The organism is Rhizobium sp. P38BS-XIX (assembly GCF_012641435.1).
Lineage (GTDB): Bacteria > Pseudomonadota > Alphaproteobacteria > Rhizobiales > Rhizobiaceae > Rhizobium.
Genome location: NZ_JABAIJ010000004.1, coordinates 396248 through 411479, shown reverse-complemented (window position 1 = coordinate 411479; position 15232 = coordinate 396248). Strand labels below are relative to the sequence as shown.

The window sequence follows — 15232 nt, the reverse complement described above, 5'->3', positions numbered from 1 at the left end:
ATGCCTGACTATGACTATATACGGGAGGGGGACGCGATCTATGAACGCTCCTTCGCGATCATCCGCAGCGAAGCTGATCTTCAGCGTTTTCCCGAAGCCGAGGCCGATATTGCAGTTCGCATGATCCATGCCTGCGGGCTGGTAGAAGCTGCAGAACATTTCCTGTTCTCACCCGATTTCGTCGCATCTGCCCGCAGGGCGTTGGCGGATGGTGCTCCGATCTTCTGCGATGCGGAGATGGTTGCCCGTGGCGTCACCCGCGCCCGTCTGCCGGCTGCCAACGAGGTGATCTGCACCTTGCAGGACCCACGCACGGCTGAAATCGCCAAAACCATCGGTAATACCCGCTCGGCCGCCGCCATGCAGCTTTGGACCGATCGGCTTGCCGGCTCGGTCGTTGCTATCGGCAATGCGCCGACGGCGCTTTTCCATCTTCTTGAAATGCTGCGCGATGGTGCGCCGAAACCAGCTGCCATCATCGGCATGCCCGTCGGCTTTGTCGGCGCGGCGGAATCGAAGGATGCGCTCGCAGAACACTCTTACGGCGTTCCCTTTGCCATCGTGCGAGGCAGGCTTGGCGGCAGCGCCATGACGGCCGCCGCCCTAAATGCCTTGGCGAGGCCGGGCCTATGAGCGCGCTCTCCAATGGACAGTTGATCGGCCTCGGCACAGGCCCTGGCGATCCCGAACTGCTGACGGTCAAGGCTGTCAAGGCTCTGGAACGCGCCGATGTAGTCGCCTACTTCGCCAAACAGGGCAGAGGCGGAAACGGCAAGGCCATCGTCGGCGATTTTTTGAAAGCCAACGTAAAACTGCTGCCGCTTTATTACCCGGTCACGACTGAGATTGATAAGGATGCACCGGAATATCTCCGTCAGATCACCGCCTTCTACGACGCTTCGGCGGAGATGGTGGCCGCACACCTTCGGGACGGAAATACGGTTGCCGTGCTCAGCGAGGGCGATCCGTTGTTTTACGGCTCCTATATGCATCTGCATGTGCGCCTTGCCGATCGCTTCCCGACCGAAGTCATTCCGGGCGTGACGGCGATGTCCGGCTGCTGGTCGCTGGTTGGTTTACCAATGGTCCAGGGAGACGACGTTCTCTCCGTGCTGCCGGGAACGATGACGGAAGCCGAGCTTACCCGCCGTCTGGGCGACACACAGGCCGCCGTCATCATGAAGGTCGGCCGCAATCTGCCAAAAATCCGCCGCGCGCTTGATGCCGCCGGACGACTGGAGCAAGCCATCTATGTGGAGCGTGGCACGATGGCGAACGGCGCCATGACGCCGCTTTCGAGCCGCGACGATGCGGAAGCACCCTATTTCTCGTTGGTGCTGGTTCCCGGGTGGGAAAGCAGACCATGAGCGGGCGTCTTTATGTGATCGGCACTGGCCCCGGCAAGCCTGAGCAAACGACGCCGGAGGCGCTGGCTGCTGTCGCGGATTCCCATGAATTCTATGGGTACGGTCCATATCTCGACCGACTGACATTGCGCGACGACCAGATCCGCCAGACATCCGATAATCGCGAGGAACTGGACCGCGCCAAGGTCGCGCTGCAGCGGGCAGGCACAGGTGTCAATGTCTGCGTCGTCTCGGGCGGCGATCCCGGTGTCTTTGCGATGGCGGCTGCAGTGTGCGAGGCGATCGACGACGGCCCAGCGGAATGGCGCGCTGTAGACCTGGTCGTTGTGCCCGGCATTACGGCCATGCTTGCGGTGGCGGCACGCATCGGCGCTCCATTGGGGCACGATTTCTGTGCGATCTCGCTGTCGGACAATCTGAAGCCGTGGCCGCTGATCGAAAGCCGGCTGCGCGCCGCTGCCCAAGCGGGTTTCGTGATCGCGCTTTACAATCCGATCAGCAAGGCCCGGCCTTGGCAGCTTGGCAAAGCCTTTGAAATCCTTCGCGATATACTCCCTGCTGACACACCCGTGATTTTCGGCCGAGCCGCAGGTCGCCCGGACGAACGCATGGCGGTGGCACGGATTGCCGAGGCAGACGCAACACAAGCCGACATGGCGACCTGCGTCATCATAGGCTCCGCCGAAACACGCGTGATCGTCCGCGAAGGACGTTCGGATCTGGTCTATACGCCGCGCTTTATCCGAGAAGAGACGAAATGATCGATCTGAGCGAGCGCAGCGTCCACCGTTTCGACCACCGGCAAGCCGGCGGTCTCGCCGCGCTCGACCATGATCACCTTGATCCCGAGCTGCCTTGCCGCCTCGATCTTGCCGTAAGTTGCATCACCGCCGCTGTTCTTGGCGACAACGACATCGATCTGATGCCGTTGCAGCATGTCGAGTTCGTCGGCCAATCGAAACGGCCCCCGGCTGTGAATATAGCTGACATGAGGCACCGTCAGCGGCGGTTCGACGGGATCGACACTGCGAACCCAGTAAAGGTGCTGCGGCGCGGAATTCGCCTGATGGGCCTCTTGCCGGCCGGTTGCCAGGAAAACGCGCAAGGCTGCGGTGCCGAGCGCAGCGATGGCCTGCGAAAAGCTATGCACCGAGAGCCAGTTATCGCCTTCGACCGGCGCCCAGGCCGCCCGATGCAAGACAAAAGCGGTCACAGCGCAGTCAGCGGCCGCCTGCGACGCATTGGCGGAAATGCGCGCTGCGAAGGGATGAGTGGCGTCGACCACCAGATCGATCGCTTCATCACGGACATAGCGAGCCAGTCCCTCGGCGCCGCCGAAACCGCCGCTACGAACCGGAACAGGTTGCGGCGCGGGATCGGCGGTTCTGCCCGCCAGCGACAGAACGACGTACAGATCACTCCGGGAGGCAAGGGCCGTCGCCAGCGCGCGGGCTTCCGTGGTACCGCCCAGGATCAGAATACGGGCCTTGCCCATGGCTGAGACACCTTCAATTCAACGCTGGCTCACTCTTATCGGCATCGGCGAGGACGGTCCAGCCGGCCTTGGCGATGAGGCCAAGCAGCTGATCGCCGAAGCGCCTATGGTTTTTGGCGGAGCGCGGCATCTCGACCTCATGAGCCCCGTCATTACAGGGCACACGCAGGTTTGGCTCTCCCCTTTCGAGAGATCGGTGGACGCTGTCCTTGCCCGGCAGGGGAAGCCGACCGTCGTTCTCGCCTCCGGCGATCCCTTCTTTTACGGGGTTGGGGTAACGCTTTCACGACGCATCCCCGCTTCTGAGATGATCGTCATTCCCGCACCGTCTTCCTTCAGCCTTGCCGCATCGCGTCTCGGTTGGGCTTTGCAGGATACCACGGTTCTCTCGCTGCATGGTCGACCTATCGACTTGATCCGGCCACATCTGCATCCCGGCCGTAGAATTCTGGCGTTGACCTCCGATGGCAAAGGTCCCGCCGAATTGGCGTCTCTGCTGCAAAACTCAGGCTTCGGGACGTCCGAGCTGACGGTTCTGGAAGCCCTTGGCGGTCCGCACGAGAAGGTCTCCCGGCAAACTGCGGCGGACTTCGCTCTTTCTGAAATCAACGAGCTGAACATCTGTGGCGTCGAGGTCAAAGCCAAAACCGACGCACGTATTTTATCGCTGAGCGCGGGCCTGGCGGACGAGCTGTTCGAACATGATGGCCAGATTACCAAGCGCGAGGTCCGCGCAATGACGCTGTCGGCGCTCGCGCCACGCCATGGCGAGCTGCTTTGGGATATTGGCGCCGGCTCCGGCTCGATCGGCATCGAATGGATGCTGGCCGATCCGTCGCTGCGGACGATCGCCATCGAAGCATCGCCGGAGCGCGCGGCGCGAATCCGCCGCAACGCTGCAAACTTTGGCGTGCCAAACCTGGCAGTCGTCGAGGGAGAGGCACCTGCGGCTCTTTCCGGCCTGCAGGCACCGGACGCGATCTTCGTCGGCGGCGGCGGTAGCGATGCCGGCGTGCTGGATGCCGCTTTCAACCAATTGAGAAGTGGCGGCAGATTGGTCGCCAACGCCGTGACGACGGAGATGGAAGCGCTTTTGCTGGCCGAACACACCCGCCGTGGCGGCTCGCTGATCCGCATCGACATTGCTCGCGCAGCGCCCGTTGGCCGCATGACTGGCTGGCGGCCGGCCATGCCGGTAACGCAATGGTCGTGGACCAAGCCGTAATTCAGAATGAGGTAGAGCGATGACAGTGCATTTCATTGGTGCAGGCCCTGGAGCCGCCGACCTGATCACGGTGCGTGGCCGGGATCTGATCGGCAAATGCCCGGTCTGCCTCTATGCCGGATCGATCGTTTCGCCGGATTTATTGCAATATTGCCCGCCCGGGGCCCGCATCATCGATACGGCTCCGATGTCGCTCGATGAAATCGAGGCGGAATATCTGAAGGCCGCAGCAGCCGGCGAGGATGTCGCGCGCCTGCATTCCGGCGACCTGTCTGTCTGGAGCGCGGTCGCCGAACAGATCCGCCGGCTCGAGCAGCATGGCATCGACTATACGCTGACCCCAGGCGTCCCATCATTCGCAGCCGCCGCCTCCGCGCTCGGTCGCGAACTGACCATTCCGGCCGTCGCCCAGAGCCTTGTTCTCACGCGCGTTTCCGGCCGAGCCTCACCGATGCCGAACAACGAGACCCTGGAGAGATTTGGCGCGACCGGGGCTACACTCGCCATTCATCTGGCGATCCACGCGCTTAAGGAAGTCGTCGAGGATCTGACGCCGCTTTACGGCGCGGATTGCCCGGTTGCGATCGTCGTCAAGGCCTCCTGGCCCGATGAGCGGATCATTCGTGGCACGCTGGCGACGATCGAGAAGCAGGTGGCCGCCGAGCCGATTGAGCGCACCGCCCTGATCTTCGTCGGGCCGTCCCTCACCGCCAGCGACTTTCGCGAAAGTTCGCTCTACGACCCGACCTATCAACGCCGCTTTCGCGGCCGGGAATAAGCCTTTCACCGTTGCAAATCACCATAAAATTTCCTCTAGTCGGCCATCTCCAGCTGCGAGTCGAAAGAGGATCCGGAAATGCAACGCATTACCATCACCATCGATGACGATCTCCTGGAGACGATCGACAAAATCAGCGAGCAGCGCGGTTATGCCAGTCGCTCGGAGACATTGCGCGATCTTGTTCGTGACGCGGTTACGCGCGCGCAGCCGAGTGTCGATGGAGAGGCCAGATGCTATGCGGCGCTGACCTATGTCTATGAACACGAGACGCGAGATCTGTCACGCCGTTTGACCACGGCACAGCATGACCATCACGATCTTTCGGTGTCGACGCTTCATGTCCATATCGATGGCCATGATTGCCTCGAAGTTTCCGTGCTGAAAGGTAAAGCCGACGAGATCAAGAGGTTCGCCGATAGCGTGGTGACGCAGCGTGGCGTGCGTTTCGGAAACCTGCACATCATCCCGTCGGACCATGACACAGCGCATCCCGAAACGCATTCACATAACTGACCTTGCGGAAAATGTCCGCGGGCTGGAGTTGCCCGCGGACTACCGCATCGCTCAGAGCTGGCCTACAATATAGGCCATGCTTTCCCTGAGCGCGGCGACCGGCTCCTTCAAGGCATGCACGGTGGGCGCGAAAGGTTCGAACGACGCGGGGCCGACATAGCCTGCAGCGGTCAGCGCGCGCAATTGGCCGACATTGTCGAGACGGTCCTCGGCATCGACGAGCACACGATGTGGATCACGCATATCGGCGACCGAAACGTTGGTATCGCTGACGCCGGAAATATGCACGAGACCCGTCAGTTCCGGGAAAATCGAAGTCTCTCCGGCGAGATGATGATGGAACGTGTCGTGGACCAGGCAGAAGGTGGATTTTGCCCCCAGTTCCTCGATCGCGGCGGCGGCTTCGCTCTTCAGGCGCAATGAGCAGATTTCGAAACCGAGCGGCTCCACAAGCCCGATGATCCCCGCTGCTTCCAGCATCGGTTTCAGGGCTGACAGGGCCTTTCGCAGGTTGGCACGACGTGCCTCCGGCTCACGGCCGCTACCGTCGTTGACGGGAACCAGCACGAGCGCCCTTGCACCACAGTCACGCGCATAAGCGATCAGTTCGCCAGCCTCACGGGCACGATCGTCGTTCCATTCGTTGAAGCGCTGCAACGCGTTGATGGAGATGATCGTCAGACCGTGGCGAGCCGCAAGCTCCTTGACCGTGGCAGGCGGTGTGCCGTCCAGAATGGCACTGCCGGCGAGATCATTGCGAATTTCTACGTTGTCGATGCCAAGCTCCTTTGCTGCTGCAAAGAAGTCATCAAGCGTCAGGGACGGCGCGCACATATGATTGAGCGCAAAGCGAATGGAACTCATGATAGACACTCCTCCTCAAGGCGTCCGGCCGCAAGAGACATTCCAAATCGCCGCGCCTGCTTTGCGCAGGACTAGCGACATTCATGAATTTCTTCCATCGGTCGACCCTATCATTCTTGATAGAATTCTCATAAAAATGATGGAATTCCATCACGCGCGTTAGATGTTCTCCGACACGAATATGTCAAAGGGCAGGAAGGTTTGTCCGGGCACGGCGGAGTCACCATTTTCGACGGCGGTGGTCATCAGGCTCATCAATTCCTTGCAAAGCGCCGGCAACGGCGTGCCAATCGCCATAGCGACCACATCATCAGCAAGCGCCGCCTTCGATTCAGGCGTTAACTCATTGACAACAGCAATCAGCTTGCCGGACAAGCGCTCCTCTCGAATAGCGGAAATCGCGCCCTCCATACCACCGCCGCAGACATAAAACCCGATCAGGTCAGGATGTTTCTGCAGGAGATCGAGCGTCGCCTCGTGGGTGATCTCCGGTGTATCGAGATTGATCAGCGTGTCGAGCACCTCGAACTCCGGCGCGTTCTCGCGGAAGTAGGATCGAAAGCCGATTTCGCGCAGTTCATGGCCGAGAAAGCGATGGCTGCCGACGAAGCAGGCAACCTTGCCGGGACGGCGCGCCGAGCGCGCGATCACCCAGGCGGCCGTGCGCCCGACCTTGCGATTATCGACGCCGATATAGCCTTGGCGCGCCGTGGTGGAGAAATCCGACAGCAAGGAGAAAACGGGAATGCCCTTTTCCCTGAGCTCTTCTATTGCCGCCGTGACGGCGGGATAATCCGGTGCGACAAGAGCGACGGCCTGACTGCGCGCGGCCATCGCCTTCAGCTTCTCCACAATCGCGGTCGGCGTCGATGCGGTGACGAAATCGACCTGCGCGTTAATGCGCGCGGTCGTGACCGCCTGGGCGGCCACGACGACCTCCTTGGCGAAGGCCTGATAGAAAGCCTGTACCGGCTTCTGAAGGACGAAACCTAGCCGAAATTGCGGAAGGTCCTCAAAGACGCGTTGCCGCAACAGACCGACGGCATGATAGCCGATCTCCTGAGCGGCCTCATAGACGCGCCGCGCCGTTTCTTCGCGAACACGATGGCGGCCGTTCAAGACACGATCAATCGTCGCAACGCTGACGCCGGATGCCCTGGCAAGATCCGATATGGTGGGACGACGCATTGCGGCTCCTGAGATATATCATCATTGATGACGACAATATTTGATAGGTTTTGATAGATTCCATCATTCACGCATTGAGGCAAGAGAAAAGTCGAACTATCGTTTCAGGCATTGAGGGCGAGACGCTGTTGCGCATCGCGGGAGGCAGGGATGACGACGACAATCAAGCGGGACTACGATCTGCTCGGCGAAAGCGGCAGACGAGCGGTTGAAACGGGGCTTGCGGCCGCGGAATGGTATCACACGGATGTGCCGCGCAAGGATATGAAGGCCCTGATGCAACGCTCGGACGCGCCGGCGATCCGCGACACCATCCTATGGCTCGGCAGCATGGTAGTTTTCGCCGCGCTCGGCATCTACTTCTGGGGATCGTGGATCTGCGTGCCGTTCTTCCTGGCCTATGGCGTGCTTTACGGTTCCGCATCGGACAGTCGCTGGCATGAATGCGGTCACGGCACCGCGTTCAAGACACGCTGGATGAACGACGCGGTCTACCAGATTGCCTGCTTCATGATCATGCGCAACCCGGTGACTTGGCGCTGGAGCCATGCGCGCCACCACACGGATACCGTCATTGTCGGTCGTGACCCCGAGATTGCCGTCATGCGGCCGCCGGATCTCTTCCGCCTCGTTCTGAACTTCTTTGGTATCCTCGATGCCTGGTACGCCGTGGTCGACATGCTGCGCAATGCCTGCGGCGTCGTCAGCGCGGCAGAAAAGACGTTCATTCCCGACATGGAGCAGCCGAAGGCAATCCGTATCGCCCGCATCTGGCTGGCGATCTATATCGTCACGATCGCAGCCGCGATCGTCATGGGCTCGATCCTGCCGCTGATGCTGATCGGCCTTCCCCGCCTCTATGGTGCCTGGCACCACGTTCTGACCGGGCTGCTGCAGCATGGCGGCCTTGCCGACAATGTCATCGACCACCGGCTGAACAGCCGCACCGTGATGATGAACCCGATCAGCCGCTTCATCTACTGGAACATGAACTACCACGTTGAGCATCACATGTTTCCGATGGTGCCCTATCATGCTCTTCCGAAGCTGCATGCGATGATCAAGCACGATCTGCCGGCGCCGAACCCGTCCATGTGGTCGGGCTATCGCGAGATGTTGCCGGCGTTCCTGCGCCAGTTGCGCAATGAGGACTATTTCCTGAAGCGCGAACTGCCGTCGAGCGCGCGACCCTATCGCGAGGAATTCCACGGCGAGTTACCGGCCGCCGCCGCTCAGTAAAGCCGGATATGTGAAGGGAGGAAATTATGAGCAACTGGATCGAAGTCTGTGCCGCGGACGCAATCGACGAAGAAGATGTCATCCGCTTCGATCATGAGGGGCGCACCTTCGCCGTCTATCGCAGTCCGGAGGATGATTATTTCGCAACCGACGGCCTGTGCACGCATGAGAAAATCCATCTCGCGGACGGCCTTGTGATGGACAACATCATCGAATGTCCCAAGCACAATGGACGCTTCGACTATCGCACCGGCGAAGCCAAAGGCGCACCCGTCTGCGTCAACCTGCAGACCTATCCGGTGAAGGTCGAGAACGGCACCGTTTTCATCGGGCTCTAAGGAGGCAAGCATGGCGCATTTCGTCATTGTTGGAGCCGGAGAGTGCGGTGCCCGCGCCGCCTTCGCGCTTCGCGAAAGAGGATTTGACGGCGATATTACGTTGATCGGCACAGAGCCGCTCGCGCCATACGAGCGCCCACCGCTTTCAAAGGGCGGATCGAACGAACCGCCAGAACCAAAATTCGTCGCCGCATCGGAGCGCTATCGGGAGCAATCGATCGACTTAAAACTCGATACGACGGTGACGTCGATCAATCCCGCCACGAAGACGATCGCGTTGTCGGACGGGAGCACACTCGGTTACGACAAGCTACTGCTTGCGACAGGCGCTGCCCCGCGCAGCTTTCCCGGCGCCGATGGCGCCCTCCACCGCATCCGCATGCTGCGGACCCACGCGGATGCGGTGGCTTTGCATGCGGCCCTCCAACCCGGGCGGCATATCGCCATCATCGGCGGCGGTTTTATCGGGCTGGAGCTGGCTGCGACGGCACGCATGCGCGGTGCCGATGTCACGCTCATCGAAGGTCTGCCGCGTGTATTGAAGCGCGGCGTACCTGAAGAGATCGCGGAAGCGATCACCGAACGTCATCGTCTGGAAGGCGCCAGCATCCTTTGTGGCGAGAGCATCGAAGCCGTGGCTGAAGACGCCGACAAGGCGATCGTTCGTTTGGCCAACGGTGACGTCATTTCGGCCGATCTGCTGCTTATCGGCATTGGCGCTTTGCCGAATGTCGCTCTTGCCGCTGAAGCTGGGCTTACCGTCGACAACGGCATTGCCGTCAACGAGCGGCTGGAAACGTCCGTCGCCGATGTTTACGCAGCTGGCGATTGCTGCTCGTTTCCACTGGCGCTTTACGGCGGCCGACGCGTTCGCCTCGAATCCTGGCGCAACGCGCAGGAGCAAGCCAATCTCGCAGCCGCCAACATGATGGGGGACGACGCTTCCATATCGGCCGTGCCATGGTTCTGGTCAGATCAGTACGATCTGACATTGCAGATTGCCGGGCTGGCGGATGAGGCAACAATCCATGTTCGCCGCAATCTGGCGGAGGGAGCCTTCATCCTTTTCCATCTTGGCTCTGATGGACGCCTGCTTGCTGCAAGCGGCATCGGCCCTGGCAACGCCGTCGCGCGCGACATCCGTCTTGCCGAAATGCTGATCGCAGCCCGCGCCTACCCGGATCAAGCCGCTCTTGCAGCAAGCGCGGTCAAGCTGAAATCCCTGCTTGCGGCATGAGATCGCTCTCGAAGCTTGACGCAGCGCCGCGAAACATCAATGTCTGCTTGGAACGCAGATGAGGACAGCGATGAAAATTCTCGGCATATCGGGCAGCCTGCGCAAAGGCTCCTTCAACACGGCTCTGCTTCACGCGGCAGTCGGCATGGCTCCGGCTGGGATCGAGCTGATCGCCCGCACGATCCACGGCGTGCCGCTTTATGACGCCGATCTCGAGGCGGCGGACGGCATTCCGGAAAAGGTGCGGGAACTCAAGGACCTGGCCATTGCAGCCGACGGGATTATGCTTTTCACGCCGGAGTACAACAATTCGCTTCCGGGCGTATTCAAGAACGCTATCGACTGGATGAGCAGGCCCTCCACCGATATTGCCCAGGTTTTCGGCGGCAAGCCGATTGCCGTGCTTGGCGCCTCGCCTGGCAATTTCGGCACGATCCTCAGCCAGAATGCCTGGTTGACGGTGTTGCGCACGCTGGGTGCCGAAGCATGGTTCGGTGGCCGCCTCATGGTGTCGCGCGCCGGCAGCGTCTTCAATGAAGAAGGCCAACTCGTCGACGACAAGGTGAAACACAATCTGGCAGTCTTCATCGAAGGTTTCTGCGCGTTCGTCGGTGATCGAAAGACAGGCTGATATGTCGCGCAAACTGGACGCGAGCAGCAGATATGAACCCTATGATTGAAACGACGAACAATCTAATGTGACTGCAGCGCCGGGTTACGGCGATTTCGGGGCCAGCACACATTTCCTTTTAAAGCGATGAAATCTACTAAAGCCGGTTACATCTTTACCCTGTTGGCAATCAGCATATTCGCCATACAGGACGGCATCTCCAAACATCTGGTCGCCGCATACCCACCGCTTTTCGTGGCGATGATCCGCTATTGGGCTTTCATGCTCTTTGCCGTCACGCTCGCATCCCGCACGCCGGGCGGCTTGCGGCGCAACGTCCGCACCAAGAAGCTCGTTCTCCAGGTGGCGCGCGGCCTGCTGCTTGCGGCGCAGATCGTCGTCACGATCACATCCTTCGTGCTGGTCGGGCTAGCGCACTCGCAGGCAATTCTGTCTTCAGGACCACTCATGGTGGCCATATTGTCCATCCCGATCCTCGGCGAAAAGGTCGGCTGGCGGCGATGGCTCGCAATCTGCTTCGGGTTTGTCGGCGTCCTGTTGATCCTCAAGCCCGACAGCGGCACTTTCGATACGCGGTTCCTGCTGCCGCTCTTCGGCGCGCTGTTATTTTCGCTCTACGTCGTTCTCACGCGCTACGTCAGCCGCGAAGACGGTGCAATGACGAGCTTTTTCTATACAGGCGTCGTCGGTGCGATCACCATGAGCTGCATCGGCCCATTCTTTTGGACGGCACTTGCGCCTCATGATTGGATATTCATGGGCATCCTGTGCCTCACAGGCGTCTCGAGCCACTATTTCCTTATTCGCGCCTACGATATGCTCGATGCCGTGGTGATCCAGCCGCTGACCTATCTTCAGCTGGTTTTTTCGGCGTTTATCGGCGTCGTCATATTCGGCGAAACGCTGAGCGCCACGATGATCGCAGGCGCGGTCATCGTGGTCGCAGCAGGCATATTCACCATCTGGCGGGAGCATGCCCTGGCTCGAGCCAGGCTCAAGGCCGCCAAAGCCTGATTGGATCAGGCGTCCACCTCGGCGCGGGGCTGCTCCTCGGTGTAATAGCTCACATATTTCTGACGGTAGCGCTCGGTTCCGCCGAAGTCGCTGTATCTCGGCAGTTCCGACATATCCGTCTTGTTGAGGATAACGCCGAGAATGCGCGAGTTGATCTGCGGCTCCTGCTCGAGAACGTCGCGAACAAGATTGGTGGGCGTTGCGCCCCATTCCGTCACCAGCAGGAAGGCATCAACCTGTGGTGCGAAAGCCTTTGCGTCGATGACGGGTCCGAGCGGCGCAAGATCGACGACGATATAATCGAACATCTTGCGCGCATTCTCCATCAGATGCTGCATTCCCTGCGAGGAGAGCAGTTCGCTGGTGTGCAACAGCTGATCGCGAACCACGACCGGCAGGATCGCAAGTTTGGTGCGCGGATCGACCTTGACCGCATTCGTCCAAGGCACCTCGCCGAGCACGGCCTCGATGAGACCCGCCTGGGGTTGCGACCGCAGCGTGCGGCTGAGACCCGGATTGCGCAAGTCGGCGTCGATCAGCAAGGTCCGCTTCCCGCTGCTGGCGAGAAGGGCTGCGAAGTTGGCAGCCGTCGTTGACTTGCCTTCGCCGGGCAACGCCGACACAACGCCGATCACACGATCGGCACGGCCCTGCAACATGACATCGCTGGCGAGCTTGGCATTTCTCAAAGTCTCGGCAAAGATCGAGCGTGGCGCCTCGACAGAGATCCGCATCATCCGTTCGAAGGTAACGCCATTTTCGGCTTCCTCGGCGGTTGCAGGTTCCTGCCCGGAACCCGATCTGCGACGCTTTTTCTTGTTGGCGCTCTGCTGGCCCAGCAGCGGCAGATAACCGAGGAACTTCAATCCGAGGGCGGACCGCACGTCGGCTTCGACGCGGAAGAACCGATCACGGAACTCCTGGAACGCCGCCACACCACAACCGACCATCAGACCGAGGATGACCGAAAGCGCCATAACGAGCGTCTTCTTCGGGCTCGAGGGTGCCGACGGTACGCCAGCCACCGAGATCACGCGTGCCTTGGCGATCGGGAACGAACGCTGCTGCGTCGCTTCCTCGAAGCGGCCGAGATACGATTCATAGAGCGTCTTCAGCGCCGTCGCCTTCTGGTTCAACTCGTTCAGATGAACCAGCGACTTGTTGGCTTCGGAGTTCTTGCCGACCACATTGTCGATGCTTTCGTGCAGCGAGGCGGACCGCGACTGCGCAACGTCGAGCTCATTCTTATAGCTCGCCGTCAGCTGCTGCAGCTCCTGATAGATCTGCCGCGTAATGTCCTGACGCTCGGCGCGAAGTGCGACTGCCTGCGGATGATTGGCACCAAAATTCTGCGTCACATCCTGCTCGCGCTTTTCAACCGCAAGATACCGCGTTTTCAGGTCCTGCAAGACGGAGTTGTCCGTCTGGCTGGACGAAATCGTGGCATTCTTGACGGCGTTGTCAGGACCTTGGTCGATAATGGACTTATACTGATTATAACGTGCAGCCGCGCTCGCTGTATCCGCCTGGGCAATGATCAGCTGCTTGTTTAAATCGGAAATCTGCTGTTCAGACATCAACTCGCCGCCGGTCGACGTCAGGCCATTGTCGGCCTTGTACTTCTCGACTTCGAGCGAAGCCTCCTGCGAACGCTGGCGCAGATCGTTCAGACGCTCCTGCAACCAGACGGACGCACGCTCGGTCGCATCGAAATTCGCATTGAGCTGGTCAGTGAGATAGGCATCGGCGTAGGCGCGCGTCACCTTGGCGGCCAACAGCTTATCGGTCGAGCTGAAAGAGACGGCAACCACAGAGCTTCGCATGACGCGCTCTACCTTGAGGCCATCCTGCAAGACAGCCGCAACCTTCTGGCGCTGGGCTTCCCGCACTTCTTCCGGCGTCATGGGCGGACGACCCGGCGTAAAGACGCTGGCAATCAGGCCAACGCCCGACTTCAGCAAGGCTGTCGGCGACTGCGGGGGATTGAGCAGCTTGGCGTTATCAGCCAATCCAGCCTGATCGACCACGCGCAGCGCCATCTCATTCGATTTCAGGATTTCCACCGCGCTGGCGATCTCCATATCCGCTTGCTGGCTGCTGGCCGCAGGCGGTTGATCCTCAGCATATTTCGTCATGGTTTCATCGAGCAGGATCTGCGTCATCGACGTATAGCTCGACGTGGCCGTCAACAAATAAGCGACGGCCAGAACGACAAAGGCGACCACCGCGAAAATGATCGTGCGGATGCGCCGCGTCACGATTGCCATCAGCCGATCGAGATCGATGAAACCGTCATGCTGCTCAGCTTGCGGAAGAGCGCTTTGGAAAGTGAAATTCTTTTGATGCATGGCGACCACCTTGTCGGAGAAGCCCGAATGAATATTGCCGGTAGCCTGTGGCCCTTCGGGGCCACAGGCCGGAATGTTAGCAGGCTTAAGCGGCAGTCATCTGCGCTTCGTGCGAGACGACCAGGTTACGGATCGAGTCGTAGACCAGACCGCCGATGTCGGAGCGGGCCAAGGCAAAGGCGACATTCGCCTCGATGAAGCCATGCTTCGATCCGCAGTCGAAAGTCCGTCCGTTGTAGACCTGAGCATGGAAAGGCTGCGTTTCGGACAGATGCAGCATGCCGTCGGTCAGCTGGATTTCATTGCCGGCGCCGCGCTCCTGGCGGGCCAGAATATCGAAGATTTCAGGCTGCAAGATATAGCGGCCATTAAGGTAAAAGTTTGAAGGCGCCTCCGACGGATGCGGCTTCTCAACCATTTTGGTCACTGCAAATCCATGCCGTACGGCCGGACCGGTGCCGATAATGCCGTATTTGGACGTTTCCTCGGGCGCGCATTCTTCAACAGCAACGATATTACCGCCGACCTCGCCATAGAGGTCCATGAGCCCGGCCATGCAACCGCGCATACCATAGCAAAGCATGTCCGGCAGCAGGAGCGCGAAAGGCTCGTTGCCGATCAGATCGCGGGCGCACCAGACGGCATGGCCGAGGCCGAGCGGCGCCTGCTGGCGGGTGAAGCTGACCGAACCTGGACGCGGGAGAAGGCGTTCCAGCTCGCTGACCTGGTGGCTCTTGCCGGCCAGTCGCAGCGACGAGATCAGCTCCGGCGTATCGTCGAAGTGATCCTCGATCGCGGACTTGTTGCGGCTGGTGACGAAAACGATGTGCTCGATACCGGCCTCGATAGCCTCATCGACGGCGTACTGCACGACGGGACGATCGACGATCGTGAGCATCTCCTTTGGCATCGCCTTGGTAGCGGGCAGGAAGCGGGTTCCGTTGCCGGCAACCGGGATGACTGCTTTTCTCACGCGATTTTGGGGGTCCATG

At 60.2% G+C, this 15232-nt stretch carries 16 protein-coding genes; 11 read left to right on the top strand and 5 right to left on the bottom strand.

Translation table 11 applies throughout. The features are described 5' to 3' along the window. Genes HGP17_RS16220 through HGP17_RS16210 form a run of 3 tightly spaced genes read left to right on the top strand, consistent with a single transcriptional unit; the run spans position 1 to position 2128 of the window. The gene (locus HGP17_RS16220; RefSeq protein WP_168810699.1) at positions 1–633 is read left to right on the top strand and encodes a precorrin-8X methylmutase; all 633 of its coding nucleotides are present in this window, start codon (positions 1–3) and stop codon (positions 631–633) included. Further along, complete coding sequence (locus tag HGP17_RS16215; protein ID WP_168810697.1) at positions 630–1367, top strand: precorrin-2 C(20)-methyltransferase; 738 nt, start codon at positions 630–632, stop codon at positions 1365–1367. The genes HGP17_RS16220 and HGP17_RS16215 overlap by 4 nt, the downstream gene beginning before the upstream one ends. Continuing rightward, positions 1364–2128: a precorrin-3B C(17)-methyltransferase gene (locus HGP17_RS16210; RefSeq protein WP_168810695.1), complete on the top strand. Its 765-nt coding sequence runs from the start codon at positions 1364–1366 to the stop codon at positions 2126–2128. The genes HGP17_RS16215 and HGP17_RS16210 overlap by 4 nt, the downstream gene beginning before the upstream one ends. Here the strand turns inward: HGP17_RS16210 and HGP17_RS16205 are convergent. Further along, entirely contained in the window at positions 2092–2862 is a 771-nt protein-coding gene (locus HGP17_RS16205) for a cobalt-precorrin-6A reductase (protein ID WP_168810693.1), read from the bottom strand. The two genes, HGP17_RS16210 and HGP17_RS16205, sit on opposite strands and share 37 nt — an antisense overlap. On the opposite strand from HGP17_RS16205, the gene cbiE reads away from it, so the two are divergent. The 3 genes from cbiE to nikR all read left to right on the top strand — a co-directional run bounded on the left by cbiE (position 2846) and on the right by nikR (position 5381). Then, positions 2846–4087 carry a precorrin-6y C5,15-methyltransferase (decarboxylating) subunit CbiE gene (gene cbiE / locus HGP17_RS16200; protein WP_168810931.1) on the top strand — a complete coding sequence of 414 codons (1242 nt, stop codon included), beginning with the start codon at positions 2846–2848 and terminating at the stop codon, positions 4085–4087. The two genes, HGP17_RS16205 and cbiE, sit on opposite strands and share 17 nt — an antisense overlap. A gap of 19 nt (positions 4088–4106) precedes the next feature. Further along, the gene (gene cobM, locus HGP17_RS16195; RefSeq protein WP_168810691.1) at positions 4107–4865 is read left to right on the top strand and encodes a precorrin-4 C(11)-methyltransferase; all 759 of its coding nucleotides are present in this window, start codon (positions 4107–4109) and stop codon (positions 4863–4865) included. A 78-nt stretch (positions 4866–4943) separates the two neighbouring features. Continuing rightward, a complete protein-coding gene (nikR, locus tag HGP17_RS16190; protein WP_168810689.1) occupies positions 4944–5381 on the top strand; it encodes a nickel-responsive transcriptional regulator NikR in 438 nt (145 codons plus the stop codon). 51 nt (positions 5382–5432) lie between these two features. Here the strand turns inward: nikR and HGP17_RS16185 are convergent, their stop codons facing one another. Next, positions 5433–6245: a TIM barrel protein gene (locus tag HGP17_RS16185; protein ID WP_168810687.1), complete on the bottom strand. Its 813-nt coding sequence runs from the start codon at positions 6243–6245 to the stop codon at positions 5433–5435. Positions 6246–6404: 159 nt separating this feature from the next. After that, positions 6405–7433 carry a LacI family DNA-binding transcriptional regulator gene (locus tag HGP17_RS16180; RefSeq protein ID WP_168810685.1) on the bottom strand — a complete coding sequence of 343 codons (1029 nt, stop codon included), beginning with the start codon at positions 7431–7433 and terminating at the stop codon, positions 6405–6407. Between the two features lie 150 nt (positions 7434–7583). Here HGP17_RS16180 and HGP17_RS16175 point away from each other — a divergent pair, with 150 nt between their 5' ends. From HGP17_RS16175 to HGP17_RS16155, 5 genes are all read left to right on the top strand, one after another. Beyond that, positions 7584–8672, top strand: coding sequence for a fatty acid desaturase family protein (locus tag HGP17_RS16175; protein WP_168810683.1), 1089 nt, complete (start codon positions 7584–7586; stop codon positions 8670–8672). Positions 8673–8695: 23 nt separating this feature from the next. Then, complete coding sequence (locus HGP17_RS16170; protein WP_168810929.1) at positions 8696–9010, top strand: MocE family 2Fe-2S type ferredoxin; 315 nt, start codon at positions 8696–8698, stop codon at positions 9008–9010. A 10-nt stretch (positions 9011–9020) separates the two neighbouring features. Continuing rightward, positions 9021–10247 (top strand): FAD-dependent oxidoreductase, encoded by a 1227-nt coding sequence (locus HGP17_RS16165; RefSeq protein ID WP_168810681.1) that lies wholly within the window; start codon positions 9021–9023, stop codon positions 10245–10247. A gap of 70 nt (positions 10248–10317) precedes the next feature. Beyond that, a complete protein-coding gene (locus HGP17_RS16160; protein WP_168810679.1) occupies positions 10318–10878 on the top strand; it encodes an NADPH-dependent FMN reductase in 561 nt (186 codons plus the stop codon). Positions 10879–11004: 126 nt separating this feature from the next. Then, positions 11005–11892 carry a DMT family transporter gene (locus HGP17_RS16155; RefSeq protein ID WP_168810677.1) on the top strand — a complete coding sequence of 296 codons (888 nt, stop codon included), beginning with the start codon at positions 11005–11007 and terminating at the stop codon, positions 11890–11892. A 5-nt stretch (positions 11893–11897) separates the two neighbouring features. Here the strand turns inward: HGP17_RS16155 and HGP17_RS16150 are convergent, their stop codons facing one another. Both HGP17_RS16150 and HGP17_RS16145 read right to left on the bottom strand, forming a co-directional pair. Further along, positions 11898–14240: a polysaccharide biosynthesis tyrosine autokinase gene (locus HGP17_RS16150; RefSeq protein WP_168810675.1), complete on the bottom strand. Its 2343-nt coding sequence runs from the start codon at positions 14238–14240 to the stop codon at positions 11898–11900. A gap of 85 nt (positions 14241–14325) precedes the next feature. Beyond that, positions 14326–15231 (bottom strand): UTP--glucose-1-phosphate uridylyltransferase, encoded by a 906-nt coding sequence (locus tag HGP17_RS16145; RefSeq protein WP_168810673.1) that lies wholly within the window; start codon positions 15229–15231, stop codon positions 14326–14328. Position 15232 lies beyond the last annotated feature (1 nt).